This window comes from Bacteroides rodentium JCM 16496 (genome assembly GCF_000614125.1).
Lineage (GTDB): Bacteria > Bacteroidota > Bacteroidia > Bacteroidales > Bacteroidaceae > Bacteroides > Bacteroides rodentium.
Map to the genome: position 1 here is coordinate 141,077 of NZ_BAKJ01000004.1, position 24,496 is coordinate 165,572.

Annotated in this window: 23 protein-coding genes and 2 pseudogenes; 21 read left to right on the plus strand and 4 right to left on the minus strand. The window is 48.4% G+C overall.

What is annotated here, in order from left to right; genetic code table 11:
- Positions 1–81: 81 nt before the first annotated feature.
- The 13 genes from JCM16496_RS03000 (at position 82) to JCM16496_RS03055 (ending at position 15,319) form a co-directional block, all read left to right on the plus strand.
- Positions 82–2,148: a DUF4114 domain-containing protein gene (locus JCM16496_RS03000; RefSeq protein WP_128809411.1), complete on the plus strand. Its 2,067-nt coding sequence runs from the start codon at positions 82–84 to the stop codon at positions 2,146–2,148.
- 281 nt (positions 2,149–2,429) lie between these two features.
- Entirely contained in the window at positions 2,430–2,771 is a 342-nt protein-coding gene (locus JCM16496_RS23330) for a hypothetical protein (protein ID WP_244440201.1), read from the plus strand.
- Positions 2,750–4,708, plus strand: a complete 1,959-nt coding sequence (locus tag JCM16496_RS03010; RefSeq protein ID WP_244440202.1) for an LruC domain-containing protein — start codon at positions 2,750–2,752, stop codon at positions 4,706–4,708. Before JCM16496_RS23330 ends, JCM16496_RS03010 begins: the two co-directional genes overlap by 22 nt.
- A gap of 50 nt (positions 4,709–4,758) precedes the next feature.
- Positions 4,759–5,082 carry a response regulator gene (locus JCM16496_RS03015; RefSeq protein ID WP_128809412.1) on the plus strand — a complete coding sequence of 108 codons (324 nt, stop codon included), beginning with the start codon at positions 4,759–4,761 and terminating at the stop codon, positions 5,080–5,082.
- A 60-nt stretch (positions 5,083–5,142) separates the two neighbouring features.
- Positions 5,143–6,309: a sugar transferase gene (locus JCM16496_RS24775; RefSeq protein ID WP_025832224.1), complete on the plus strand. Its 1,167-nt coding sequence runs from the start codon at positions 5,143–5,145 to the stop codon at positions 6,307–6,309.
- Between the two features lie 35 nt (positions 6,310–6,344).
- Positions 6,345–7,181 (plus strand): TolC family protein, encoded by an 837-nt coding sequence (locus JCM16496_RS03025; protein WP_025832226.1) that lies wholly within the window; start codon positions 6,345–6,347, stop codon positions 7,179–7,181.
- A 10-nt stretch (positions 7,182–7,191) separates the two neighbouring features.
- Positions 7,192–9,351, plus strand: a complete 2,160-nt coding sequence (locus tag JCM16496_RS03030) for a GumC family protein (RefSeq protein WP_025832228.1) — start codon at positions 7,192–7,194, stop codon at positions 9,349–9,351.
- Positions 9,352–9,753: 402 nt separating this feature from the next.
- Complete coding sequence (locus JCM16496_RS23340) at positions 9,754–10,614, plus strand: O-antigen ligase family protein (protein ID WP_244440203.1); 861 nt, start codon at positions 9,754–9,756, stop codon at positions 10,612–10,614.
- A gap of 217 nt (positions 10,615–10,831) precedes the next feature.
- Complete coding sequence (locus tag JCM16496_RS03040) at positions 10,832–12,037, plus strand: glycosyltransferase family 2 protein (protein ID WP_025832231.1); 1,206 nt, start codon at positions 10,832–10,834, stop codon at positions 12,035–12,037.
- Positions 12,034–13,155 (plus strand): glycosyltransferase family 4 protein, encoded by a 1,122-nt coding sequence (locus JCM16496_RS03045; protein ID WP_025832232.1) that lies wholly within the window; start codon positions 12,034–12,036, stop codon positions 13,153–13,155. The genes JCM16496_RS03040 and JCM16496_RS03045 overlap by 4 nt, the downstream gene beginning before the upstream one ends.
- A 12-nt stretch (positions 13,156–13,167) precedes the next feature.
- A complete protein-coding gene (locus JCM16496_RS03050) occupies positions 13,168–14,079 on the plus strand; it encodes a glycosyltransferase family protein (RefSeq protein ID WP_244440204.1) in 912 nt (303 codons plus the stop codon).
- Positions 14,073–14,369 (plus strand): glycosyltransferase family protein, encoded by a 297-nt coding sequence (locus JCM16496_RS23345; RefSeq protein WP_244440205.1) that lies wholly within the window; start codon positions 14,073–14,075, stop codon positions 14,367–14,369. Before JCM16496_RS03050 ends, JCM16496_RS23345 begins: the two co-directional genes overlap by 7 nt.
- The gene (locus tag JCM16496_RS03055; RefSeq protein WP_025832234.1) at positions 14,366–15,319 is read left to right on the plus strand and encodes a phosphoribosyltransferase; all 954 of its coding nucleotides are present in this window, start codon (positions 14,366–14,368) and stop codon (positions 15,317–15,319) included. Before JCM16496_RS23345 ends, JCM16496_RS03055 begins: the two co-directional genes overlap by 4 nt.
- On the opposite strand, the gene JCM16496_RS23350 is transcribed toward JCM16496_RS03055, so the two are convergent.
- A complete protein-coding gene (locus JCM16496_RS23350; protein WP_244440206.1) occupies positions 15,299–15,526 on the minus strand; it encodes a hypothetical protein in 228 nt (75 codons plus the stop codon). The genes JCM16496_RS03055 and JCM16496_RS23350 overlap by 21 nt on opposite strands.
- On the minus strand, positions 15,499–16,209 hold the full coding sequence (locus tag JCM16496_RS03060) for an acyltransferase family protein (RefSeq protein ID WP_244440207.1): 711 nt from the start codon (positions 16,207–16,209) through the stop codon (positions 15,499–15,501). Before JCM16496_RS03060 ends, JCM16496_RS23350 begins: the two co-directional genes overlap by 28 nt.
- Positions 16,210–17,101: 892 nt before the next feature.
- Here JCM16496_RS03060 and JCM16496_RS23355 point away from each other — a divergent pair.
- The 4 genes and pseudogenes from JCM16496_RS23355 to JCM16496_RS03085 all read left to right on the plus strand — a co-directional run bounded on the left by JCM16496_RS23355 (position 17,102) and on the right by JCM16496_RS03085 (position 20,452).
- Positions 17,102–17,443 (plus strand): Lin1244/Lin1753 domain-containing protein, encoded by a 342-nt coding sequence (locus JCM16496_RS23355; protein ID WP_244440208.1) that lies wholly within the window; start codon positions 17,102–17,104, stop codon positions 17,441–17,443.
- Between the two features lie 106 nt (positions 17,444–17,549).
- On the plus strand, positions 17,550–18,074 hold the full coding sequence (locus JCM16496_RS23360; RefSeq protein ID WP_244440209.1) for a DUF7833 domain-containing protein: 525 nt from the start codon (positions 17,550–17,552) through the stop codon (positions 18,072–18,074).
- 187 nt (positions 18,075–18,261) lie between these two features.
- Positions 18,262–20,075 (plus strand): annotated as a pseudogene (locus JCM16496_RS03080) (bifunctional DNA primase/helicase).
- A 131-nt stretch (positions 20,076–20,206) separates the two neighbouring features.
- On the plus strand, positions 20,207–20,452 hold the full coding sequence (locus tag JCM16496_RS03085) for a DUF4248 domain-containing protein (RefSeq protein ID WP_025832238.1): 246 nt from the start codon (positions 20,207–20,209) through the stop codon (positions 20,450–20,452).
- A 1-nt stretch (position 20,453) separates the two neighbouring features.
- Here JCM16496_RS03085 and JCM16496_RS03090 read toward each other — a convergent pair whose 3' ends face one another.
- Together JCM16496_RS03090 and JCM16496_RS03095 are read right to left on the minus strand one after the other, a co-directional pair.
- Positions 20,454–20,783, minus strand: coding sequence for a nucleotidyltransferase family protein (locus JCM16496_RS03090; protein WP_025832240.1), 330 nt, complete (start codon positions 20,781–20,783; stop codon positions 20,454–20,456).
- On the minus strand, positions 20,776–21,198 hold the full coding sequence (locus JCM16496_RS03095; RefSeq protein WP_128809419.1) for a nucleotidyltransferase substrate binding protein: 423 nt from the start codon (positions 21,196–21,198) through the stop codon (positions 20,776–20,778). Before JCM16496_RS03095 ends, JCM16496_RS03090 begins: the two co-directional genes overlap by 8 nt.
- A 242-nt stretch (positions 21,199–21,440) precedes the next feature.
- Between JCM16496_RS03095 and JCM16496_RS03100 the strand changes: the two are divergent.
- The 4 genes and pseudogenes from JCM16496_RS03100 to JCM16496_RS03110 all read left to right on the plus strand — a co-directional run bounded on the left by JCM16496_RS03100 (position 21,441) and on the right by JCM16496_RS03110 (position 24,490).
- Positions 21,441–21,955: pseudogene (locus JCM16496_RS03100) on the plus strand (HU family DNA-binding protein).
- A 295-nt stretch (positions 21,956–22,250) separates the two neighbouring features.
- Positions 22,251–22,364 carry a smalltalk protein gene (locus JCM16496_RS22620; RefSeq protein WP_005827475.1) on the plus strand — a complete coding sequence of 38 codons (114 nt, stop codon included), beginning with the start codon at positions 22,251–22,253 and terminating at the stop codon, positions 22,362–22,364.
- 33 nt (positions 22,365–22,397) lie between these two features.
- Positions 22,398–22,841 carry an N-acetylmuramoyl-L-alanine amidase gene (locus tag JCM16496_RS03105; protein ID WP_005827473.1) on the plus strand — a complete coding sequence of 148 codons (444 nt, stop codon included), beginning with the start codon at positions 22,398–22,400 and terminating at the stop codon, positions 22,839–22,841.
- A gap of 107 nt (positions 22,842–22,948) precedes the next feature.
- Positions 22,949–24,490 (plus strand): ATP-binding protein, encoded by a 1,542-nt coding sequence (locus JCM16496_RS03110; protein ID WP_025832246.1) that lies wholly within the window; start codon positions 22,949–22,951, stop codon positions 24,488–24,490.
- Positions 24,491–24,496 lie beyond the last annotated feature (6 nt).

Genomic DNA, 24,496 nt, shown 5'->3' on the forward strand with positions numbered 1-24,496 from the left:
TTCCGGCTATCTTTGTGAACAGATTGGTAAACAACTAATTCGCCAACAAAGAAGATTACACAACTTTAAAATAATAGTAATATGAAAAAAACATTATTCAGAACAATAATGTGTGTCGGTATTGCCAGCATGCTACTCGGTGGATGTACAAACGACGATGTGTATAACCCGGAAGCTGTCGTAAAAAAGTACGAGAACGCATGGGAAAAACAGTTCGGAAAGGTCGACCCGAACCAGACGTGGAATACGGCGGCAAGGGTGACGGCAGTAGCCAATGTGCCTTACATCAGCGGCGAAGCCATCATGAGTATCTACACAAGCAATCCGCTTGAAAGCGACTCCAGACTGCTGGCAAAAACGGCAGTGAACAGCGGGACAGGAACCATCAGCTTTGATATACCCAGCACCACGACACAAGTATTTGTTGCTATCGAAAGCAATGACCTGTACCGCGTATACGGATACTATGCCGTAGAGAACGGAACTGTAAGCATTACGCCGTCTTTGAGCGTGGCACAAACCAGAGCAGCAAGCAATGTGACTAAAGGCAGCATACAAAAGACTAGTAATGTAAAATACAATACTACAACCCAAGTGGGATGGAAAATAGGCGAATGGGGACAAGGCAAAACCTATGAAGAATGGGAGGCTGATTATAGAAAATTAGGAATAAGTATCCAATACAACAATCCAGGTCCATACACTACTGAATCCATTGCAACCTATACACGTGACAACCATAATAACGTCATAAGTGTTACTTTTGACTTTTCCAACCCTCAACTTAAAGAGGGGGTACAACCATATTACGGAGCTGAGCAATGTGTTGAACTCACTCCCTTGAACGGTGTAGAAAAGACAGCAGCCAGTCCATGGAGAAAGAGCTGGGGATATACGATGTTCGGACCAGGTTCATTCTTCGAGGAACAAAAGAAATACTATGAATCTCCCAAATTAGATCTCTATGATTCCGCTACACTTGCGCAATTGGAAAAAGGCTTCTCCATCACAACCAGCGGAGGTGAAATCAAGATACCTTTTATATATGGAGCAACAAATAACACCAATAAATTCGGATACGTATACTACAAAGACGGCCAGGACCCTCTGACCCAGCCCCACTACATCCTGATGAACGATGCCCGCCCATCAGAAAACATATATCATGGTTCTTGGAGGGGTACAGCCGTACAAGGGATGGAGCTATCCCGGTGGACTGACGAAGACAAGACAAACGAGGCTTTAATCTATGGCACAGAATACAAGCTTTATTTCTTTGGAGACGACCACAATGAGACAGCCACGTACACCTTCCCTACCGGATACCACATCGTATTCTTCATCTATCAGAACGATGGTGATTGGAAAAACAATTTCAACTATTCCATACCGGAATTGAATAAGCGCATTGGCAATAATAATTATAACGGAACCACAGCAGAAGGTGCCGTGAAATGCGCTGCCTGGACATTCAAAGGACACACATTCGTTGGTTTCGAAGACGGTGGACATGATGAAGACTTGAACGACATTGTATTCTGGGCCGAAGGCGCCTATGCACCGGACGATACACCAATCGTCGTGCCCGACCCCACCCCCACTCCCGAGCCTGTCGGCAACCCTTGGATTCTTGCCTGCGAAGATCTCGGTTCAACCGATGACTTCGACTTCAACGACATTGTGTTCAGCGTGAGCCACGTCAGCGGCGAGACCACCGCAACCGTCACTCCGCTTGCAGCCGGAGGCACACTGCCCGCCTACATCTGCTTCGGCAGCCAGGAGTTGGGTGAAATCCACACCTTGCTGGGTGGAAGCAGCACTACCGAATTCATCAACACCACCGGAAGCAAGGGCACAGCCGGGGAACCTGTAACAATCAATGTCGACAAAGATTTCAGCATGGCCAGCAACAACATGGGCGGCTTCTCCGTAAAAGTCATTACTAAAGACAACTCGGAAGCAACCGTCCGCATCACCGCTCCCGGACAAGGCACAGCCCCGCAGATGATTTGTGTTCCCGGTGAATGGGCATGGCCTACGGAAAGAACCAATATTTCAGACGCTTATCCCGCTTTCGGCGAATGGGGAGCCAACTACGCAACCAATAAGGACTGGTACAAAAAACCAAATGGCGGCGTTGTGAAATAAACAATAAAAAAGCTTTGCCATCCAGAGGAGCTTGCGATGAAGAAAATCGACTCTTTGCACACATATAAAGGGAACAGAATCTTTGCCGCAAGCTCTTTCCGGTTGAAGAATCATAATTTCGGCATACATAATATTGATAATTTTCAAGATAAACTTGCTTTATCTATTCATACAAAAGCGTTAAAAAGCATTAATAGAACTGCTTTTATCCCTATTAATAAAGCATATTAGCTTAAATAAACGTACTTTTGCTTATTATCCAAGCAAAACAAAATTAAAATATGGGAGAGCATATCCGATACAAACGCTTTCTGCCGCTTGTTATTCTTACAATAGGCATGCTGCTGCAGGGTTGCAAAGACGATGTCTTTAACCCCGAAAAAGTAAAAGCAGCCTATCAGGACAGGTTTCCGGTCAAGAACATAGACCCGGCTATGGATTGGAAAATGACTCAGCAGGTCCGGGTCAATGTTTCTGTATCCGAAGATGCCGGCGTGGACTACACCATACGTATTTACGACAAGAACCCCTTAACCAGCCGGTCGTCCGCCAAACTGCTGGCAGAAGCACCGCCAATAATACAACAGCATTTACCACCGTCATGGACTGCCCTTCTGTGCTGACGAGCGCTTTCGTGTGCCGCACCGATGCACACAGCCGCAACATAGTGAAATACGTATCCATCCAAAACGGTCAGCTCCATGCCGCTTTCGGCAGTTCTCCCGCAACAACACGTGCCGCATGGACACGCAGTGTCAGCATCGAGACCTATTCACCGGAAAAGTCCGAAGCGGAAATCACCGCCATGCTATCAAGTGCCGAAGAGATAAGGCCGAATACCGATTTTCAAAACGGAAAAGCCTACAAAATCTCCAAAGACAATATATATAAGAATAAAATCAGCAAGGATGGCATGGAAAGTGACAATCCGGCCATCATCATCATTGAAGGCAGCTGGAAACCCAATGGGAACAACATGACCGTCGAACGCGGTTTCGAATTCTATGTGATTGACGGAGGGGAAATCGTGATACCGGACGAACACACCTTCACTTTAGTGCAATCCAGCCGGTTTATCGTCTACGCGGGTGGAACCATCAAAGGGAACGACATCGAATTGACCAATGCATCCGGAGGCAGCTACAACTACAATGCCGGCACTATGGAAATAGATGATTTCCATGTCAGCCAGGGAGGAGCATTCTATAATTGTGGTACCGTGCGTGTCGATGAAATGGATTTCGACAGCGGATGCAAATTCATCAACCAGGGCAAAGCCTATATCGGGAAAACCGACAGCAACATCACTATAGACAACGGATGCTATCTATATGCGGAAGAATTTGTAGGCACACTGAACATGGGAGACACCTCTTCTGCAGAGATAAAGGATTTCGGGGACCATAGCAACAATTACAACACCAAAATCACGATGGGCGACAACTCCATGATAACCGTACTCGATGAAGCAGAATTGTCGCAAGTCAAGTTCATCGGTCCGGACAATGAGTATGCACTGGTGAAAATAAAAGAGATAGAAGATATCAACGGATTCAGTAGCCAGGGAAACATTTATTATGAAGTTGAAGAGATAGACGATGACATCACCAAAGAAAATTGGCTTGCCCAATTCCTTGATGCCATCAAGAACACCGAAGGAACCATATCCAAATGGGGAGAATCCCCCATCACCATCCCTGCCGGCGAATGTACGGGCGAAGGCAATACTCCGGACGAATCCGGTTCGGAGCTGCCCCAGGAAGGCATCCCCTATACTTACGTATTCGAAGACAACTTCCCGTTAGTAGGCGATTATGACTTCAACGACGTGGTTTTGGATGTAACAACCAGCTACCAACGCGAGAGAAAGACAAATTACATAAAGCGCATACAGCTCAACATCACCCTCACAGCCGCCGGAGCCAGCAAAGCTGTCGGAGCAGGGCTCCGTATTGTAGGCATCCGGAAGTCGGACATCAAGGAAATCAACACCGGAGGAGATGACTCACGTTTCCAAAGGTCTTTCAACGACCCATACAGCCTGCTCGATTACAGCAGCGGCAGCCACATGGAAGACTCCGACCCGGACGTCGTGATTCCCATCGTCGGCGAGGTCCACAATGTGTTCGGTACCCAATTGGGCAACCTGGTGAATACGGGCGACGGAATGACCTCCAAAGCTTATACGTATGAAATCATCATCGAACTGGCAGACCAAAGCAAGACAGACCCGCTATTCTCGAAAGACAACCTCGACTTCTTCATCTGCTACCAATATAAAAGCATGCAGAAGCGTATGGAAGTCCACTTATACGAATTCTGGGGATATGGCGCCACTGCCGCCGGAACTGTACAGCAAGAGAACCTGGATTTGGCAGGCAACAACACCTGGGCCATCTGTGTCCCCTACGGTTTCCGCTATCCCAAGGAAAGAATCAACATTTCGCGTACCGACATTCCCGAAGAAAGCGCTTACCCCCAATTCATCTATTGGGCGCAAGACAGGACACAAAATACGGAATGGTACGAGCACCCTGTAGAAAAGAATATATATAGATAAATAAAGATAAACAATGAAAAAAATAATTATTTGTAGATGACAAACCTGCCATAGGCAAGGTACTCTCTGTGTATTTAGGCAACGACAACGAGCTGGTATATTTTGAAGACCCCATCAAAGCCATCGAATGGCTGAACGAAGGCAATGAACCGGCCCTGATTATATCGGATATCCACATGCCCCGCATGACGGGCGACGAGTTCCTTTCCTATCTGAAAGGCAATTCCCTTTTCAAGGACATCCCGGTAGTCATGCTGTCCAGCGAAGAGAGTACCACCGAGCGCATCCGCCTGCTCGAAACCGGGGCTGCAGACTACATTCTGAAACCGTTCAACCCGATGGAGTTGAAAGCACGCATCAAGCGGTTCCTTTGAGACGAGAGACAAGAGACGAGAGATGAGTGTTGATAATTTTTAAATTCCTCCAAGATGGACATGTTATATTTTATATATATAGGAAATAACCGTACCGCCATCGACCACTTGACCAAAGTGACCGGTGGCATGTTCATGGCTGTATCCTCCTGCAACAAGGCCGCCAAAGTCATCGACGGCATCCGCGAACGATATAACACCTCCATTCTTTACGAGCAGGGCACCCTCGAAAAAGACTGCCGGAATATCGCCTTCCTTCACAAACGTTTCCCGCGGGTCTACAACATACTTGTCACGGAGCATCTTCCCGGCGAAAGCCGCAAAGCCTACTTGCAGGCAGGCATCAACAACACCCTCCCTCCCATGGCAAGCGAAGAAAGCATCCGGCAAATGACAAAATTCCTCCGGCTGCGCAAGGAGCACAAGCTGCAGGAATTCAGCCAGTCACACCGTAAGATATTCAACACCTTCCACCTGCCTATGTGGAAGCGTATATTCGACATCCTCTTTGCCGTTGCCGTACTGGTCGTGCTGTCTCCCATACTCATCGCGACAGCCATAGCCATCCGCATGGAAAGCAAGGGAAAAGTGATTTACAAGTCCCAGCGCGTAGGCAGCAACTACCAGATATTCAACTTCCTGAAGTTCCGTTCCATGTACACCAATGCCGACAAGCGCCTGAAAGAGCTGAACGCCCTCAACCAATACAAGATAGAGGAAGAGCTTACGGACGAGCAGCCCGATATCCGCTTCGACGACCTGACCGGCACTTCCGAAGAGGAGGCCACCCTGCTGATTTCGGACGACTTTGTCATCTCCGAAGAAGATTTCCTTAAAAAGAAGGCCCAAGAAAAGCAGAATACGTTTATCAAGATAGAGAACGATCCCCGCGTCACCCGCGTAGGCCGTTTCATCCGCAAGTACAGCATTGACGAACTGCCGCAGCTGTTCAACGTCCTCAAGGGGGACATGAGCATCGTGGGCAACCGCCCGCTCCCCCTCTACGAGGCCGAGCTGCTGACCAGCGACGCGTATATTGAGCGCTTCATGGCTCCCGCCGGACTGACGGGACTGTGGCAAGTGGAGAAACGAGGCGGTGCCGGGAAGATGTCTGCCGAAGAGCGCAAGCAGCTGGACATCAAGTACGCCAAAGAATTTTCATTCTGGCTGGACATGAAGATACTGTGTAAGACGCTGACGGCGTTTGTGCAGAAAGAGAATGTATAAAAAGAAAGATAACAGGAATCATTATGGCTTTAAATATGATAAAGAGACACATCAAGTCCGTCATTTACAGTGTAATCCTTTTAGGATTGTCGGAATTGCCTTTGTCTGTGGCTGCGCAGCAGGAGTTGACACGGGAGGAGCGCATCAAGATATTGGAGCAACTCAAGATGGAGGATAAAAAAATAGAAGTCAACACATTAGGATTAATCAGTCCGAAGGCATCTATAGAAATTGAAGAATTAGAGCTTCCTCCTCTATCTGTCTTTCTGGATGCAGTGACAGAGAATGCGTCAGTAAAAAAGGCCCAGTCCCAAGTGGAGCAAGTCAGGAACCAATACCGCCTGGAAAAAAGGAACTGGTGGAACTACTTCAGACTGAACGGTAACTATTCTTACGGACGTTACAATATTATAGGCAATTCCAGTGACGAGTTCACCTCTGTATACCAGACAACGATGTCAAGCGCCCAGCATAACTTCAATGTCGGGGCCAGCGTTGGGGTAAGTTTAGGGGATTTGTTTAACCGTCCGCTGAAACTGAAAGACTACCGCTACCAGATAGAGCAACTGCAATATACGCAAGAAGGAGTAATGGAAGAGCGAAAGCTGAAGGTCTTGGAAGCCTACAATGCAGTTACCGAACAATTGGCTACGATAAAGGCCAAAGCGGAAACAGCTGCATTGTATAACGCACAAATGAAAATTTCTGAAAATAATTTCATACAAGGAGCCATTGATATCATATCGCTTTCTTTGGAACGTGCACGCCGTACCAGTGCTGTGACCAACTATGAACAGAGCCGTGTAGCCCTGCACAATTCTATCGTATTGTTAGAGATGCTGACTAATGTTAAAGTTATAACAGACAAGTAAAATACCAGTTATGAATATAGTACAATTTTTGGCAAGCTTCTTTTACCGCATCCGTTATTGGTTATTGTGGGGAAGCCTCCTTGTTACAGCTTTAGTCATATACTTCACACAGTTTTTACCATACAGTTATACGGTAAACAGCAGTCTATATGCAGGTGTAACCAACAGTACCAATCTGGACGGAAGCCAGCTTATCAATATCAATAGTACCTTCGACAATATCATCAATATAGGCAAGTCCAAGAACACTTTGGCAAAGGTTTCGGTACGTCTGCTTGCAACCAACCTCGTATACGGTGATGAGTGGAAAGACAACATGTACATTCAAGCCAAGCATTATAGGCAGCTCGTCCAAATCCTTCCTAAAGAAGTGTTGGCTTTGGTAGACCGTTCTTCTTTGGATAAAACTACAAATAATCTGATGAATTACCGGAAAGAGAACAGCAGTAATTTTGTCTATTCCATATTCAACCGCCCCTACCCGTTTTATAGCTACAATGCATTGAATACTATTATCATCAAACGGCTGGGAACCAGCGATTTGATAGAATTAGTATATACTTCTTCCGATCCCGGCATCACACAAAACACACTCAAAATATTGGAAGACGAACTGTTAAAAGCCTATGAGCTTCTCCGGTTCAGTGCAACGAACAGTGCCATTGCCTATTTTGAGGAACAAGTACGCATAGCCAAGAGCAAGCTTACCGACGAAGAAGATGACTTAACAGATTACAGTGTCCAAAAGCAAGTTATCAATTACACTGAACAATCCAAGTCTTTGTCTATAACCAAATATGCAACTGACGACCGCATGGAAGAGGCCCAACGAAACTATGCAAGTGCCATTGCGCTCCGTCAGATGTTAGAGAATAAGATGGATATACGTGCCAAGATTATACGGACCAACACTAGTTTGCTGCAAGAGTTGGATAAAGTCAGCACCCTAAACCAAAGTATTCTTGAACAAGAAGTATTCACCACAGAACAGAGCCAGCAGAACAGTAGTAAACTTCAAAGAGAAAAAGATGCTCTGCAAAAGGCAGAAGAGAAAATCAGTCATCTCTCCGACAATTTGAATGAATATGGTTTCTCCAAAGAAGGTGTAGGAATTCAAGATATGGTGGCAGAATGGCTGACGGCATGTGTCAATGAGGCTAAGGCCAAAGCCGAAATGAAAGTTTTGATTGACCGCCAGCAGGACATCGTCAACCAATATCGGGATTTTTCACCCGTAGGCACTCAAATAAAACGAAAAGAGCGTGCCGTAGGTATTGCTGAAGATAATTACCGCCAGCAATTACATGGCCTTGCAGAAGCCCATCTCCGTCTGCAGAACATCAAGATGACGACCGCCAACCTGCAAGTTATAGCATCGCCCGAGTATCCATTGACAGACAACGGCAGAAAAAGGCTTATCTACATCCTTGCCGCATTTTTCGGCAGTTTGGTATTCATAAGCGGCTACTTCCTGCTGATTGAATTGTTAGACCGCACTCTCCGCGACCCGGACCGCAGTAAACGCCTGACCGGACTCTCTGTCATTGCAGCATTCAACGGCGTAAGCAACTTGAAATTCCGTGGATTCCTCAAGGCTTGCAACCGGCTTGCCGCTGCCTATAGTTGCCGGCAATTGAACAACTATCTGCATCCGGACCGTCCTACTGTCATCAACCTGCTCAGTATGGAGCCGCGTGAAGGGAAATCATTCCTTGCCAAGTATTTCATCGATTACTGGGAAACTGAAGACATGAAGGTACGCCTTGTGCAATACGACCACGATTTCGACACGCAAACCAAAGCGTATGTACAAGCTCAAGAACTGTCCGACTTCTGGGTATTGAACGAAGCAGAAGAGATACCGGACATCATCTTGGTGGAATATCCCGCTGTCAGTACCGCAACATTGCCTATGCCGGCATTGAAGAAAGCTGATTTCAATCTGCTGATAGCCAATGCCGCCCGCTTATGGGGCAAGGACGACGACACGCAGTTGAAGCCGTTGAAGGAAGAACTGGAAGGTACTCCCCTATTCATGTATCTCAACAATGCAGATCGTGAAGTGGTCGAGAGTTTCACTGGAGAATTGCCACCTCACACCCCATTCCACAGTTTCTTCAGCCGGTTGGCACAATTAGGTTTAACGTCAAAATCAGCAGCTGTCAAATAAATGCAAACGGATATCAAAGGACATAGCATATCTCCCTTAGCGGTCACATTATTAGTGTTCATCATCGGATTAAGCGCAATTATCTATAGCGTACTATTCAGTACCTGGGATATCATTGCATACATTTGCTTTTCCCCTTTTTTTCTAATAATACTGATACAAGCATTTAAGAACCCATTCATCGGCTTATGCTTTTTGTTTACATTCAATTACTTCTTTATACTTTGGTATAGATATACGTTAGGAACCGGATTAAGTGTTTGGTATGACACTTCAACTATCATATTGTTTGTAGTATTTTTAGTATACTCTTACCATCAAGGAAAAGTTTCATGGAAATACACAAAAAATATTCTTACATTAGGAGGTGGTATATGGGCGCTATATACTGCAGCGGAAGTAATGAATCCAACAGCCGTCACAGAAGCCTGGATCTATTCCCGCGGAATTATATACAGCACCTTCATCGTTTCATTAATCGGTGTCCTGACGATAACTTCCTATAAACGATTACGTATTATCCTATTCTTTCTCTCTGCATTTACCTTAACAGCTGTTGCCAAAGCCGCCTACCAGAAATACTTCGGTTTTGATGACATAGAAATGAACATGCTGATTGAGACAGAGATGTACAAGACACACATTTTGCCTGGCATCACACGCTATTTTTCTTTCTTCACAGATGCCGGAAATTTTGGTTCCAATATGGGTTTTGCCGCTATTTTATTCGGAATTTCGGCAATCTTTATGAAAAAGCGTTCCATAAAGATATATTTCATTGCCGTTACAGTCTGTGCCATCTATGCTTTATTCATTTCCGGAACACGTGGAGCTTTATTTGTCCCGATAGGAGGCATCATTCTATTCACCTTCCTAAGTAAAAATGCCAAACTAATGGGAGCCACAGCCATATTCGGTTTATGTGTTTATCTTTTCTTCGCCCATACTTATATCGGAGAAGGCAATCCTCAAATCAGACGCATGCGTACAGCCTTCAGGCCGACTGATGACCCTTCATATATTGTCCGTCAGGAGAACCGGAAGAAATTAGCTGAATATCTGAAATACAAACCTTTCGGCGAAGGGCTCGGCTTAGGAGGAGTAGAAGCCAGAGTATACGGAGAGCGCCTCACCACCATGACTCCGCATGACTCGTCTTATGTAAAGCTTTGGATGGAAACCGGCATTGTAGTTGATACTTTTCCTTACCATATATATAAGCGCATTGTTAAGGGGATGCTATCTTATCATGTTCCGGATTAAGAACGAAGAACTGCGCGGTGTACTCACAGCCATTGCCTGCGGAATTTTCGGGCTGATGATAAGCGCTTACGGGAATGCCTTCTTCATGCAATTCCTACGGGCTTCATGGTCATTTTATTTTTATCTGTCCTGCTTAATGGGGAACATATAGACCAGCTGTTGACAGAAAAACTGAGAACGAAAAAAACAATAGAAAAAATTAAATAGAAAAACAGATATGAACGATTTTTTTTCCATATTCAATCCCGACTGGTGGATGGACGAGAACAACAATGCCTTGCAAATGGCAGATGCCATTCTTTTTCTGTTACTGGCCATCCCCGTAGCGTATTTGTTTATTTACGCATTGGCTTCTTTGCGAAAATACAAGAATCCTTATCCGCCCGCCAAAAAGCAGCACCGGTTCCTGGTCCTCTTCGTCGTATTGAGAAATGGTAAAGAAGTAATAGAGTCCATCAATCATTTCCTCGATACACAAATCTATCCGAAAGACAAGTATGACATCGCAGTGGCCGCCACGCAGTTGCCCGAAGAAGATTTGGTGACACTGCTCCAGATGCCGGTCAATATCGTTGTTCCCGACAAAGAACACTGTACAAAGATATATGCCATACAGCAAGTCATGGAGCGTTATTCTCCCCATGAGTATGATGCCATTACCATATTCAATTCCGACAATAAGATAGTTCCCAATGCGCTGGAGCTTTTCAACAATGCATACTACTCCGGATGCGATGCTATCCAGGCACACCGCATGACCGAGAACCTGAATACGAACATTGCCATACTTAATGCCACCAGTGAGGAAATCAACAACCACTTATTCCGCAAAGCCCATACCATACTCGGCTTTTCGTCTGCCCTCATAGGCTCCGGCATGATGTTTGACTTTGAGATGTTCCAGAAAATCACTCCACGATTGTCGGGGAGCGACTTGGCAAAGGCCACCGAAATGGAACTTCTAAAGGAGAACATATACACCGAATATATGGAAGAAATCGTATGCTACTGTAAAAAGACGGATGACACATCAGGCTACAGCAGGGAACGCCAGCGCTGGTTGGGTTCGCAATACCGCAGTTCCCTATTGGCATTAGGACAGTTTCCGATAGCATTTTTACAAGGAAAATGGGATTTATGCGAGAAGCTGTTCCAATGGTTGCTTCCATCCCGTTTTCTGCTCATTGTGTACATCACGGTGTGTGCCGTCGTAATGACATTGCTGGAATGGCCACTGTCCATCAAGTGGTATGCCCTCTTGGCCACTTTATTCATCACTTTCCTAATGGCTATGCCCGAAGGGGAAATCAGCCGCAGGTTCCGTCGCGCTTTCTGGTCCCTGCCGATATTGGTATTCACTTCTTTCATGAGCCACATCACAAGAATATTCAGAAGAAGGAAGAAAGGAAATGCTGTAAAATGAGAATAGCCATCGAAGCCCAACGCATTTTCCGCAATGACAAGCATGGGATGGACTTTGTCATCCTGGAGACATTGAAAGAGCTGCAAAAGCGGAAAGACGGTAATGAATACTATGTGCTCGTTGCCCCAGGCGAAGACCGCTGCCTGCAAGAATCGGAGAATCTCCATATCGTTGAGCTGCGATGCCCCACTTACCCATTGTGGGAACAGATAGCATTGCCCCGCGCAGTCCGAAGGCTGAAAGCGGACTTGCTGCACTGCACCTCGAACACGGCTCCGCTATGGTGTCCCGTTCCCCTGGTGCTGACACTTCATGACATTATCTATCTGGAACCGCGCCAGCATCGCAGTCCCTCATTCTATCAGGAGATGGGATGGCACTACCGCCGCCTGGTTGTTCCCCGCATATTGAAAAAGGCAAAGAAAATCATCACTGTCTCACATTTTGAGTGCACCCGCATACGTACGGCGCTACACCTCCCGGAAACATCCGTCACGGCTGTATACAACGGCTATAGCAGCTACTTTGCCCCCCAAATGCCTCTCGACGAAAGTATCGTACGGAAGTATATACCGCACCCGGACTTTCTTTTCTTTCTGGGAAATACAGACCCCAAAAAGAATGCGGCACGGACCTTGAAAGCATACTCCCTGTATCTGCAGGCATCCGGAGCGAAACGCCCCTTGCTCATTGCCGACTTGAAAGAAGAATATATCGACGTGCTTCTCCAGCAGGAAGGAATCACCGGAATCAAGAAACATCTGTACTATCCGGGCTACATCAGCAACAAGGATTTAGCGACCCTTTATAATGCTGCATTCGCATTCCTCTATCCTTCCCTGCGGGAGAGTTTCGGCATCCCCATGCTGGAAGCCATGGCTTGCGGCACTCCCATAGTGACGAGCAATGTTTCGGCAATGCCCGAAGTTGCCGGCAAAGGCGCCATCCTGGTCAACCCCCAGGAACCGCAGGAAATAGCGGATGCCCTGTTGCGTCTGGAGGATGATGCAACATTCTATCAGCAGCAGGTAGCTTACAGTCTGGAACGTGTAAAATCATTTTCCTGGCAACATACTGCGCAAGAGTATGTAAATATATATCAAAGTATTCATGATTAACCGGCAAGAATTATGAGAGATTTCATCATCACCAGCCTGCAGACGTGGGACATTGAGATAGGCAGCACCATCAAGAACACTGCATTGGAGATTTCAAAGCAGAACCGGGTGCTCTACATAAACACTCCGATGGACATCTCCAACCGGCTGAGAGGGAACAGACAATCTCCGTCATACATCCGGCGTATGGACGTCATCAAGGGAAAAGCTTCACCGCTCCGGCAAATCAACGCGAACATGTGGGTGCTGGACTGTCCTTTCACCTTGCTTTCGGCCAACTTCCTGCCTGCACCGCTTTTCAATATCGTCAATAGAAAGAATAATGCCCGCATAGCCCGATGGATTGTGGAGCAGGCTGCCGCCCTCGGCTTCAAGAATTACATCCACCTCATCGATACAGACATTTACCGTAGCCGCTACCTGAAGGGATACATCCATCCGGATGTCAGCATCTATTACCGTCGCGACTACGTCATCGGTGAAGCCTACTGGCGCAGGCACGGCACCCGTCTTGAGCCGGAATTAGCAGCCTCTGCAGACATTGTTCTGGCAAACTCCACCCGTTTTGCCGCAGAGTTGCAACCCTACAATCCCCATACCTACCCCATCGAAACCGGCGTAAACCTGGAGCTGTACAATCCGGCCAAGAAGTACGAGGCACCCGGTGACATGCAAGACATTCCACGCCCTATCATCGGATATATGGGTACGATAAACAGTACCCGCCTTGACGGAGAACTGCTCTATCTGATAATGAGCCAGCGTCCCGATTATAGTTTTGTGTTCACCGGACCGGAGGACGACGGTTTTCGCCAACACCGCATCCACAGCCTGAAAAATGTGTATTTCACCGGGCAGAAAAAGGTGGACGAGCTGCCCGCTTACATCACAGCCTACGATGTCTGTATCAACCTCAAATGGTGAACGACATTACCGACGGCAACTACCCGCTGAAAATAGACGAATACCTCGCCATGGGCAAACCCACCGTCGCAACCAGCACGCATACCATGCGCCACATATTCGCAGCCCACACGCACTTGGCTACCAATCCGGAAGAGTGGCTTTCGGCCATAGACCGCGCTGTGGCCGAAGCCGATGACGAAGAACTTGCCAAACAGCGCATCGCCTTTGCTGAGACTCACAGCTGGGGGCACAGTGTGAAGAAAATATATGACATAATCGATAAATACCTGAAGGAGAGAACTACATGAACTATCGTAATATAGACGACCTGAACCATTGTATCCTACAACATCTCAGCATTCTGCCACGGGATTTCGACCTCATCGTCGGCGTGCCCCGCAGCGGCATGTTTCCCGCCAACTTGCTGGCGCTCTATCTGAACCTGCCGGTCACGGACATAGATTCTTTCCGCAACGGGCATATCTATCAGGCAGGAGAGCGCGGCAAGACTTTCAATATGACCGGCATCCGCAAAGTATTGGTGGTGGATGACAGCATCTCCAGTGGAAACGCCATGAATAAATGCAGGATATTGCTGCAGGACCTCAAGGACAGCTATGAAATAAAATACTGTGCCATTTACAGCACACCCGAAAACACCAAAGGCGTAGATTATCATTTTGAGATTCTGAGCTATCCCCGTTTCTTCCAGTGGAACATAATGAACCACTCCATCCTGCAAAAATCATGCATGGACATTGACGGCGTGCTTTGCGCAGACCCCACTCCGGAAGAGAACGATGACGGCGAGAAATACCGGCATTTCCTGCTGAACACTCCTCCGCTATTCATTCCCAAAGTCACCATTGGCACACTGGTCACTTCACGCTTGGAGAAATACCGTCCGGAGACGGAAGCCTGGCTCCAGAAGAACCATGTAAAATACAATAAGCTCGTCATGCTGGACCTGCCGGATATGGCTGCACGCCAACGGGCGAATTGCCACGCCTCCTTCAAAGCCCAAGAATACGGTTCATCCACCGACTACATGCTGTTTGTAGAAAGTTCCATGCCGCAGGCCGTGGAAATCAACCGCCTGACCAAGAAACCGGTACTCTGTACGGAAACGTTCCAGATGATTTATGAATCCAAATCGCTGTACTACAATTTGAAGTCGGGAGAAACATTCCCGTGGCTGCGGCGTTTCCTGATAAGGGTACGCAACAAGCTGAGAGCGTCATTTCTTGCCAAGAAATAGCATCCGCAGCATCCTGGAACGGCCAAGCAGCTTGTCCACCAGCACCGGTCCGACGGCTGCAATGAAAGTGGCAGACAGCAATATGGGGACAACCGCATCAATCCCCATCATCTTCATTACAATCCGTCCGCCGGAAGTACCGAAGCCGTGGAAGAGATAAATACTGTATGCATAACCGCCTATCCAGACGAAGAAACGGTTGTGCACTTCAATGCCAGCAGCAGGAACAAGGCAGGAATCAACGTCACGGGATAGAGCAGCATGCCCAAAGAAGCGTATTTACCGGGACAGAACCACACTATCTGTATCAAGACAATCCCCAACAATGCCACTGCAAGCATGGCACGCCTGACACCGGCCCTGCCATAGAGTGATGCGGCAAACCGGCAGGCAGCCACGCCGACAAAGAAATAGGGCAATTGCCCCAAGGCTCCCTTGAAACTGAACAGGTTGGGAACCTCATGCAGAATCCAGACATCATTTATCCTGCTGAACACCAGAGCCACCACACAGCAGACACTCCACCTGGCAAGAGTGTCCATCCACCCCCGGCTGTCTATCAGCCATTGCACGACAAAAATCAGGAACAACGACGGCAGATACCAATATATAGTGTAAGGATATATGTATATGCGCCACATCTGGCTGAGCTCCCCTTTGTTATTGGTGCCCGGCATCAGATACTGTACCAGAAAATACAATGTGCCCACCGCCGCCATCGGCACCAGCAAGCGCAATGCTTTTTTCCGGACAAAACTTCTAAAACCAGAAGATGCGGAGAAAGGCTTCAGTGCATAAGCCCAACCGGCAATGGCTGTAAACAAAGGCATCTGAATATAATCTATCCATACATAGAAATAGCGCAACGGGTGGGGGAAATCAATCTTCATGCCGCCATCGGCCCGGAACCGATGACATGTCCCACCACTACCAACAGAATAGCGATGCCACGCAAAGTTTCAACAGATAAGTTTTTTTCTGCATTTGCCATATTGCAAATATACGGAATTTATCTGTAACCGGTCTCACAATTTCTTTCTTTATTCCTGCATTGACGCACTTTTATAGTAGAACAGAATTGAGTTACTCTCTATTTCACTTCTTTTTTTCGCAAACCAGTTCTGTCCGACTATAAAATCATAAAAACACATCTCCTTCCCGGCAAAATCCGTATCTTTGCCGCGTTTTTGTAAAAAAACGTATAATGAGTAAAAAAAGTAACCCTGACCCTCCAAAGCGAGGGTCAAAACGCAGTAAGCATAGAAAAGAATACTGCACACAGTAGAAATCCATTATTGGATCAGTTGGAAATCATTGCAGAGGCAATTGGCGGCTTGCTGGAAAGGAAAACGTCTTTCTCCCAAAGCGAACTGAGGGGACTGGCCCACATACGGCAGATGACGCGTATGCACAAGACAAAGTCCGGAAACCGATAGTTGCGTTGTGAATCAAATGTTTACGAATGTAACAAGTAGAAGGCCGCCTAAAGAGAGAGCTCCACCGGCTACTTTCTGTAAAAAAAAACACAAATTTCCCCATTGTATGCCTAAGCACCCGAAAAAAGGCGGGAGCACACGCAGAATAGCTTCTGGGGCCGATGAAATACTGCCAAGCCTACAAAAGTCCATTTGCAGGCTCGTTCTGTTATACGTAACTTTGCCGCATATTTTAAAAGATATGACCGCTGAACAGTCTCCCCCTTACACGTCACTATGAAGCCCTTCTATCCTTTCAGAATATAAGAATAACTATCAGGAAATAGAAAACTAATACACGAAGAAAATGATTTGGTTTAAACACCCCAACGATTTGCCTAATGACAAAAGACTGGCCGCACTCATCGATAATGAAGGATGCAGGGGCTATGGTATGTATCTGCGCATCATCGAGATGCTCTGTGCACAACCCGACAGGAAACTCAGTTTCAGTCAACTGAATATTATTTCAAGAAAAGGGTTCTCCAAAAAATACATGGAGAAAATCATCTGGGAATACAAACTTTTCACTATCCACGAAGAAGAATTTGAATCTGCCATCAACTTCAACTATACGGAAAAAGGAAATCATTTGCAAAACAATTTGAAAACTCCGGAGAAAACAGAAGGATGCGAAAAACGACGATAACTCACTGAACAACAGCGGCAATACAAAGAAAACCGACCTCGCGCGCGTAAGAGAAGAACAGAATAGAGAAGAACAGAATGGAGAAGAACAGAATGGAGAAGAGAAGATGAAGAGAAAAGACGACGGTGTCGTCCAAAAGAACGGCGGCGACGGCGGCATCACTCCCTACCAAAGCTGGAGGAAGCAAGTGGATGGCTTGTCGAAAAATCAACTGTTCCGTGAAATGGTCTGCATGAAAAGCGGCTACAGTGTCCTGCTGAACAAGTATTTTGACACGGCACTGGAAGAATTCAAGAAACACATCGTGCTCCTCGGAAAAGAGGAGAAGATGGACAGCCAGGAGGAAGTGCGAAGCTACTTCACGTTCTACACCCAAGCCGGCCAGCGCACCTCGCAGGAACTACGCATGCTGTTGCTGGGCCTCGAAAAGCAGCAGTCCGCCGCCGCACCTCCCGACCCCTACCGCTACGAGCAGCTGGTGAACGGACGGCGCACCTACCTGGGCTGCCCCATCCCCGACGAAGCGCCGCCCCGACCGGACAATACCGCCTTCTGGAACGAAACGACCCGTTCGTGGGCTTCGCAAACCCCGCCGCCGTCATCGAAAAAGTCGAAACAGAAACCCGGCTGAAACGCCACACTCCGGCATCCGGAATGCCACATGTCAGCATCCGGAATGCCACACCTCAGCGTTCCGAATGCCACATGTCAGCGTTCCGAATGCCACACCTCAGCACGTCCCAAGTGTGGCATTTGCCCCCGTGAAGTGTGGCATTTGCCTAAAAAAATTATCAGAAAACTACTAAAGCAAAAACAATATGAGAAACTTCCATCAACACGGCATCGAAACCCGTGGCCGCATCAGCGGCAAAATCAAGACCATCTGCCCGCAATGCAACGACACCCGCGGACACAAAGGCAACAAGTCACTCTCCGTAGACCTGGACAAAGGCCTGTGCTACTGCCACCACTGCGGCTACAAGCTCTACGTGCCCGACGACGCCGAAGAACGCCTCAAGCAGCAGCGCCGCGACATGCGCCGGAAGCCCGCCGCACCGCCCCAGCACTTCCGCCGCCCCACCTTCGACCCTGCCCGGATGCAACTCTCCGAGAACCTGGAACGATACTGGACCACCGTCCGCTGCCTGCCGCAGGAACTGCTGCGCACCCTGCGCATCACCGAAGAGACGGTGCGCCTCCCCGAGAGCGGCCAGGAGGAGAACTGCATCTGCTTCAACTACTTCGAGAACGGGACGCTCGTCAACACCAAGTACCGCAGCGCCCTGAAACACTTCATGATGGTGAAGGGCGCCGAACTCATCCCCTACAACGTGGACAGCATCCTGGGCACCCCGGAGTGCATCATCACCGAAGGCGAGTTCGACGCGGCAGCCATCATCGCCGCCGGACGCAAGGACGTCGTCTCCGTACCCGCCGGCGCCCAGAGCAACCTCACGTGGCTGGACCGCTTCGTGGAGTCGCACTTCGAAGACAAGCAGGCCATCTACATCGCCGTAGACGAGGACCCGGCAGGCAGTCGCTCCGGCAGGAACTCACGCGCCGCCTCGGAGTGGAACGCTGCCGCATCGTGCACTTCGGCGAGGGCTGCAAGGATGCCAACGAGCATCTGGTGAAATACGGCGCCGAAAGCCTCCGCATCTGCATCGAGCAAGCCGAAGAAATGCCCCTGGAAGGCATCTTCACCGCCGAAGACTGCCGCGACGACCTGCGCTCCCTCTACGAAAACGGCCTGCAGCGGGGTGCCGACACCGGTTGGGAGAACTTCGACGAACACTGCACCTTCGAGCCCCGCCGCCTGCTGGTGATAACCGGACGCCCCGGCGACGGCAAGTCCGAATTCACCGACGAACTGGTGCTGCGCCTCTGCCTGCGCCACGAGTGGAAAATCGCCTTCTTCAGCCCCGAAAACATGCCCATCGCCTACCACCTGCACAAGCTGGCAGAGAAGCTGACCGGACACCGCTTCACCCCCGGACCGGGCATGACGGATGCCGTCTACGAGCAGGCAGTGGGCTGGCTGGACCGCAACGTGTCGCACATCCTGCCCGACGACGGGAGCTACGGCATCGACCACATCCTGGAGAAAGCCCGCCAAGTGGTGCGCCGCAAAGGGGTGCGCATCCTCGTCATCGACCCCATGAACCGCCTGGAACAACATCTGGAACCGGGGCAGACGGAAATGGACTACATCACCGACACGCTGAACAAGCTGGGACGTTTCGCCACCCGCAACCAGTGCCTCGTCATCCTCGTGGCCCACCCCCGCAAGGTGAACCGCAACGAAAAGGACGGCACCCGGCGCCGCATCGAGATGAACGACATCAACGGATCCGCCAACTTCGCCAATATGTCCGACTTCTGCCTCGTGGTAGACCGCAACGACACGAAGCAGATAGCCACCATCTACATCGAGAAGGTCCGTTTCAAGCACCTGGGCAGCGCCAACACCGAAGCCAAGTTCGTATACAACCACCTGAACGGACGCTACTGGCCCTGCGAGGAAGACGTCATCCACACCCCCCAAGGAGAGCAACTGGGACCGGTAAACACACAGTTCGACAACGAAAATTGGTTGAAAAATAATGAAGAACAAGGCAGGTTATTCGAGTAAAAATCCGTATCTTTACAAGATGGAAAGAAGAGAATAGGTGCAAGCATGTGCAAACTGTACAATCACGTGTTATCCGTGCAATCACGTGTTATCCGTATTAAAGAAAACATACAACCTGAACTTTAAAGAATATGATGAAAGAAAATGATTCCTTTGCAGAGCCTCGCTTCCCCGTCCGCAGTTACGGGAAAGGCGAACTGGCCATGTACTACCTTCCGGGCATCGCCCAGCAGACTGCCGTCAACCGGCTGAACGAATGGATACGCACCGCCCCCGGGCTGGAACAACGCCTGCTTGCCACGGGCATGAAACCTTATTGCCGACGGTACACGCCCGCACAAGTGCAGCTTATGATTAATGTCTTCGGGGAGCCTTGATTTAAGGCTCCCCCATTTTAGCATAAATCCTCACCCCCACTCTGTCTATATGCTCGCGCAATGCCTCGTTTTCAAGATTGGCATATACCACCACATCTACAAAATAGGGTAACAGTGACTCGTCAAAAGCCATAATCAATTGCGCCAAGACATCTTTTTCTACGGGGCCTTTCACTGCTATATCAATATCAGACCCTTTTTTATAATTGCCTTTGGCACGCGACCCGAAAAGTACGGCTTCACGCACTTCATCAAAACGAGCTAAAACAGCACATACACACTTGCCGTTCTTCTCACTCAAGCCATATTTTTCCCATTGCACTTCACTCATCCCGCCTGGCTGTAAAAGTTTGGTAAAAATCCTGAAGTATGAAGAAGTAACGCTCAAAAATATCCTTCAGCACACGGGTTATCACTGCATCGTCATAGATATGAGTAGTCAGATTGCGGTCGGCCAAAGCCTGCAGCCAATCTTCGGCATTCGTAATATAGCCGCTTTGAAAGCCCTGCCGAATGGTTTCGCGAGGAGAGCGCAACAGAAAGCCCTCCAGCTCCAGATAGTCTTTCAAGGTTTTCCACGCCAGCTCAAACGTGTACTCATACGTCTGCACAAGTCCCGACTGCAACAAATCATCATCCGGCGTGGCCTTCACCACCTCAATGGCACGCACCAATCGCTTGAAAGCCTTCTCATAATTCTGAAAACGCTGCTTCCAGCGTATATCCTGATTACTGTTTTCCAACATATTCCACGTCTTTTTATTCAGTTTACGCACATCTATGCGCATACAAATATACCTCCTATTTGTCACAAATCCAAAACAAAAGAAACAATAACCTCCCATCCTCCTCCTACCTCCCCTAACCTCCCTGCCTCCCCGCCCCATATACTATCTTTGTATCAACGAAACGGAGCAGAGGCCATCGCCGCGGAGACACCTCCTTTCCCCTTTCGGAATGAAACATTAACCATTAAACATTAACCATCATGCCAACAGCATTAGTAGTGCGCACACAGCGCCACAAGAAAATCGGGGACAGCAGCTCCCCCATGGTCTACACCCTGAAACGCAAGCCCCAAGATGCCAAAATCTTCGACCTTGCCCGTATCGCGCAAGACATTGAAGCACTGGGAGCCATGTCGGCCGAAGACGTGGAGCACGTAGGCAAAGCATCGTACGACAGATGCGCCAGACGCTGACGGACGGCAACAGTGTCCGTCTGGACGGCTTCGGCATCTTCCACACCACCTTTAAATGCCGTGCCACCGAACTGGCCAAAGACTGCACCGTGAAAAACATCGAACGCGTCAACATCCGCTTCAAAGTAGCCAACACCCTGCGGCTGGTGAATGACAGCAACGCCACCACCAAAGGCGGAGCAAACAACCTCATCTTTGAGCTTGTAACTGCCGACAAGGATAGCACCGGTGGCGGAAGCGGCGACAATAATCCCGATGGCGGAGGTTCCGACGGAGACCAGGGAGAGAATCCGCTGGGATAAAGAAGGAAGGATTTAAGGATTAGGGATTAAGGGTTAGGGATTAATGAACACAAGCAAATCGTTTATCGCTAATCAATCCCTAATGATTATAGTAGAACAGAAATGATTTGCGAAAAGAAAAGCAAATAGAGCGAGTATCTTAATTCCCCTCCTCCGGAGGAGGAGAAGTAAGCTACTCCGTATTTTTTCGCAAACCAATTCTGTTCGACTATAACCCTTAATCCCTAATCCCCAATCCTTAATCCCCAATCCTTAATCCTTAATCCCTACCCCTTAACCCTTAATCCTTAATTTTATGAGTACAAAATCATCAGCCTGGGACAAGATTCTGAAAGTAATCATTGCTGTAGCTTCGGCGCTTTTGGGTGCATTCAGCGCACACGCCATGAACAGCGGTGGTCCCTTTTAGCGAACAGCTCCCAAAGGCAAACAGTAAAGAAAAATGAGAAAAATTGATTTGATTGTGATACATTGCAGCGCCACGTGCGAGGACCGTCCCTTTACCGGGCAAGCTCTGGAAGCCGCGCACCGCCGACGTGGATTTGATGGCACGGGCTATCATTTCTACATCCGTCGTGACGGACAAATCCTGACTACCCGCCCGGTCGAGAGGGCCGGCGCCCACGCCCGCGGCTACAATGCCCACTCTATCGGAATCGCCTACGAAGGCGGATTGGACCACTATGGGAATCCCAAAGACACACGCACGGAATGGCAACGCCACTCGCTCCGCGTATTGGTCCGCGCTTTGCTGATGGACTATCCGGAAGCAAAAGTGGCGGGACATCGCGACCTCAGCCCCGACCTGAACAACAACGGAGAGGTGGAACCGATGGAATGGACGAAACAATGCCCGTGTTTTGAAGTGAAAAAAGAGAAGTGGTAACCAAGAAAAGAGAGGTGACAAAGCATGACAAAAGCTTTGCCACCTCATTTTTTATTCATACATTTGTTTTGATTAAGCAAAAAGCGTATCAAAACAAAATCAGTCGTATGAAGTACCCTATTGGAATACAGAGTTTTGAGAAAATCCGTCTTGGTGAGTACACCTATGTAGACAAAACTGCATTGATTCACCAATTGGTTAATACAAGTAACTACTACTTCTTGAGCCGCCCACGGAGATTCGGAAAGAGTTTGCTCATCAGCACACTGGAAGCCTACTTCAACGGACAGCAGGAACTATTCAAGGGACTGGAAATAGAACAGCTTGAAAAAGAATGGACGAAATATCCGGTACTGCATTTGGATTTGAACACAAGCAAATACGATGAAAAGAACAGCCTTATCAATGTATTGAACGATACCCTCTGCCAGTGGGAAAACATCTACGGAACTGTCCCCAGCGAAGTCAACCCCGAACTGCGTTTCAAGGGAATCATCCGCCGCGCCTACGAGCAGACCGGCCAGCGCGTGGTCATCCTCGTGGACGAATACGACAAACCCATGCTCCAGGCCATTGGTGACGAAGAGCTGCAAAATGAATATCGCAACACGCTCAAAGCCTTCTATTCCGTAATGAAAACGCAGGACCGGTATATCCGTTTCGGCTTCCTGACGGGGGTAACGAAATTCGGAAAGGTCAGTGTATTCAGCGACCTGAACAACCTGATAGACCTCTCCATGGACCGACAGTTCCAGACGCTCTGCGGAATGACAGACAAGGAGATACACACCTATTTTGAAGAACCGCTGCACCAGATAGCCGAAAACTACGGTATCACCTACGACGAAGTCTGCCTGCGACTGAAAGAACGGTACGACGGCTACCGCTTCCGCCAGAACGGAACCAATCTGTATAACCCCTTCAGCCTGCTGAATACCTTCCGTTCCTTGGAGTTCGGCAGCTACTGGTTTGAGACCGGCACCCCCACCTACCTTGTGAAGTTACTGAAAGACAACAACTTCTGTCTGCCCGACCTGACGAGTGAAGGAGTGACTGCAGAGACACTGACAGACGTGGAGTCGTTCAAGGATAATCCCATTGCTGTGATTTACCAAAGTGGCTACCTCACGATAAAGGAATATGACGAAGAATTCAACATCTATCGGCTGGGATTCCCCAACAAGGAAGTGGCTGAAGGATTCATCAAATACCTGATGCCCTACTACATGCCGATAAAGGACAGTGAATCCGTCTATTTTGTATCAAACTTCATAGCAGACGTACGCAAGGGTAATCCGGAGCAGTTCATGACCCGCCTGGCCACCATGTTTTCTGATACGGACTATAAGATTGTAGGCGATGCCGAACTCTATTTTCAGAATGCTTTCTTCATCGTGATGCGCATGATGGGATTCTATACCAAAGTGGAGCGTCCTACCAGTGAAAGCCGTATGGATATGGTGATAGAGACTAAGGATTACGTCTACATCGTAGAGTTTAAACTGGATGGTACACCCGAGGAAGCCCTGCAACAGATAGAAGACAAAGGATATGCCAAACCCTTTGCAATGGACCACCGGAAACTGTATCGCATCGGCGTAAACTTTTCGTTGGAGAAGAGGAGTATTGACGGATGGAAGATTGAATAAAATCGT

Excerpts from the sequence above, each read along its gene's own strand:
- JCM16496_RS23340 (WP_244440203.1), top strand. The coding sequence starts at position 9,754 with ATGAATCCAACAGCCGTCACAGAAGCCTGGATCTATTCCCGCGGAATT.
- JCM16496_RS03010 (WP_244440202.1), top strand. The coding sequence starts at position 2,750 with ATGGACTGCCCTTCTGTGCTGACGAGCGCTTTCGTGTGCCGCACCGAT.
- JCM16496_RS03030 (WP_025832228.1), top strand. The coding sequence starts at position 7,192 with ATGAATATAGTACAATTTTTGGCAAGCTTCTTTTACCGCATCCGTTAT.
- JCM16496_RS03110 (WP_025832246.1), top strand. The coding sequence starts at position 22,949 with ATGAAGTACCCTATTGGAATACAGAGTTTTGAGAAAATCCGTCTTGGT.
- JCM16496_RS03055 (WP_025832234.1), top strand. The coding sequence starts at position 14,366 with ATGAACTATCGTAATATAGACGACCTGAACCATTGTATCCTACAACAT.
- JCM16496_RS03000 (WP_128809411.1), top strand. The coding sequence starts at position 82 with ATGAAAAAAACATTATTCAGAACAATAATGTGTGTCGGTATTGCCAGC.
- JCM16496_RS23345 (WP_244440205.1), top strand. The coding sequence starts at position 14,073 with ATGGTGAACGACATTACCGACGGCAACTACCCGCTGAAAATAGACGAA.
- JCM16496_RS22620 (WP_005827475.1), top strand. The coding sequence starts at position 22,251 with ATGAGTACAAAATCATCAGCCTGGGACAAGATTCTGAAAGTAATCATT.
- JCM16496_RS03050 (WP_244440204.1), top strand. The coding sequence starts at position 13,168 with ATGAGAGATTTCATCATCACCAGCCTGCAGACGTGGGACATTGAGATA.
- JCM16496_RS24775 (WP_025832224.1), top strand. The coding sequence starts at position 5,143 with ATGTTATATTTTATATATATAGGAAATAACCGTACCGCCATCGACCAC.
- JCM16496_RS23330 (WP_244440201.1), top strand. The coding sequence starts at position 2,430 with ATGGGAGAGCATATCCGATACAAACGCTTTCTGCCGCTTGTTATTCTT.
- JCM16496_RS03095 (WP_128809419.1), bottom strand. The coding sequence starts at position 21,198 with ATGTTGGAAAACAGTAATCAGGATATACGCTGGAAGCAGCGTTTTCAG.
- JCM16496_RS03025 (WP_025832226.1), top strand. The coding sequence starts at position 6,345 with ATGATAAAGAGACACATCAAGTCCGTCATTTACAGTGTAATCCTTTTA.
- JCM16496_RS03105 (WP_005827473.1), top strand. The coding sequence starts at position 22,398 with ATGAGAAAAATTGATTTGATTGTGATACATTGCAGCGCCACGTGCGAG.
- JCM16496_RS23360 (WP_244440209.1), top strand. The coding sequence starts at position 17,550 with ATGAAGAGAAAAGACGACGGTGTCGTCCAAAAGAACGGCGGCGACGGC.
- JCM16496_RS03045 (WP_025832232.1), top strand. The coding sequence starts at position 12,034 with ATGAGAATAGCCATCGAAGCCCAACGCATTTTCCGCAATGACAAGCAT.
- JCM16496_RS03040 (WP_025832231.1), top strand. The coding sequence starts at position 10,832 with ATGAACGATTTTTTTTCCATATTCAATCCCGACTGGTGGATGGACGAG.
- JCM16496_RS03090 (WP_025832240.1), bottom strand. The coding sequence starts at position 20,783 with ATGAGTGAAGTGCAATGGGAAAAATATGGCTTGAGTGAGAAGAACGGC.
- JCM16496_RS03060 (WP_244440207.1), bottom strand. The coding sequence starts at position 16,209 with ATGAAGATTGATTTCCCCCACCCGTTGCGCTATTTCTATGTATGGATA.
- JCM16496_RS03085 (WP_025832238.1), top strand. The coding sequence starts at position 20,207 with ATGATGAAAGAAAATGATTCCTTTGCAGAGCCTCGCTTCCCCGTCCGC.
- JCM16496_RS23355 (WP_244440208.1), top strand. The coding sequence starts at position 17,102 with ATGATTTGGTTTAAACACCCCAACGATTTGCCTAATGACAAAAGACTG.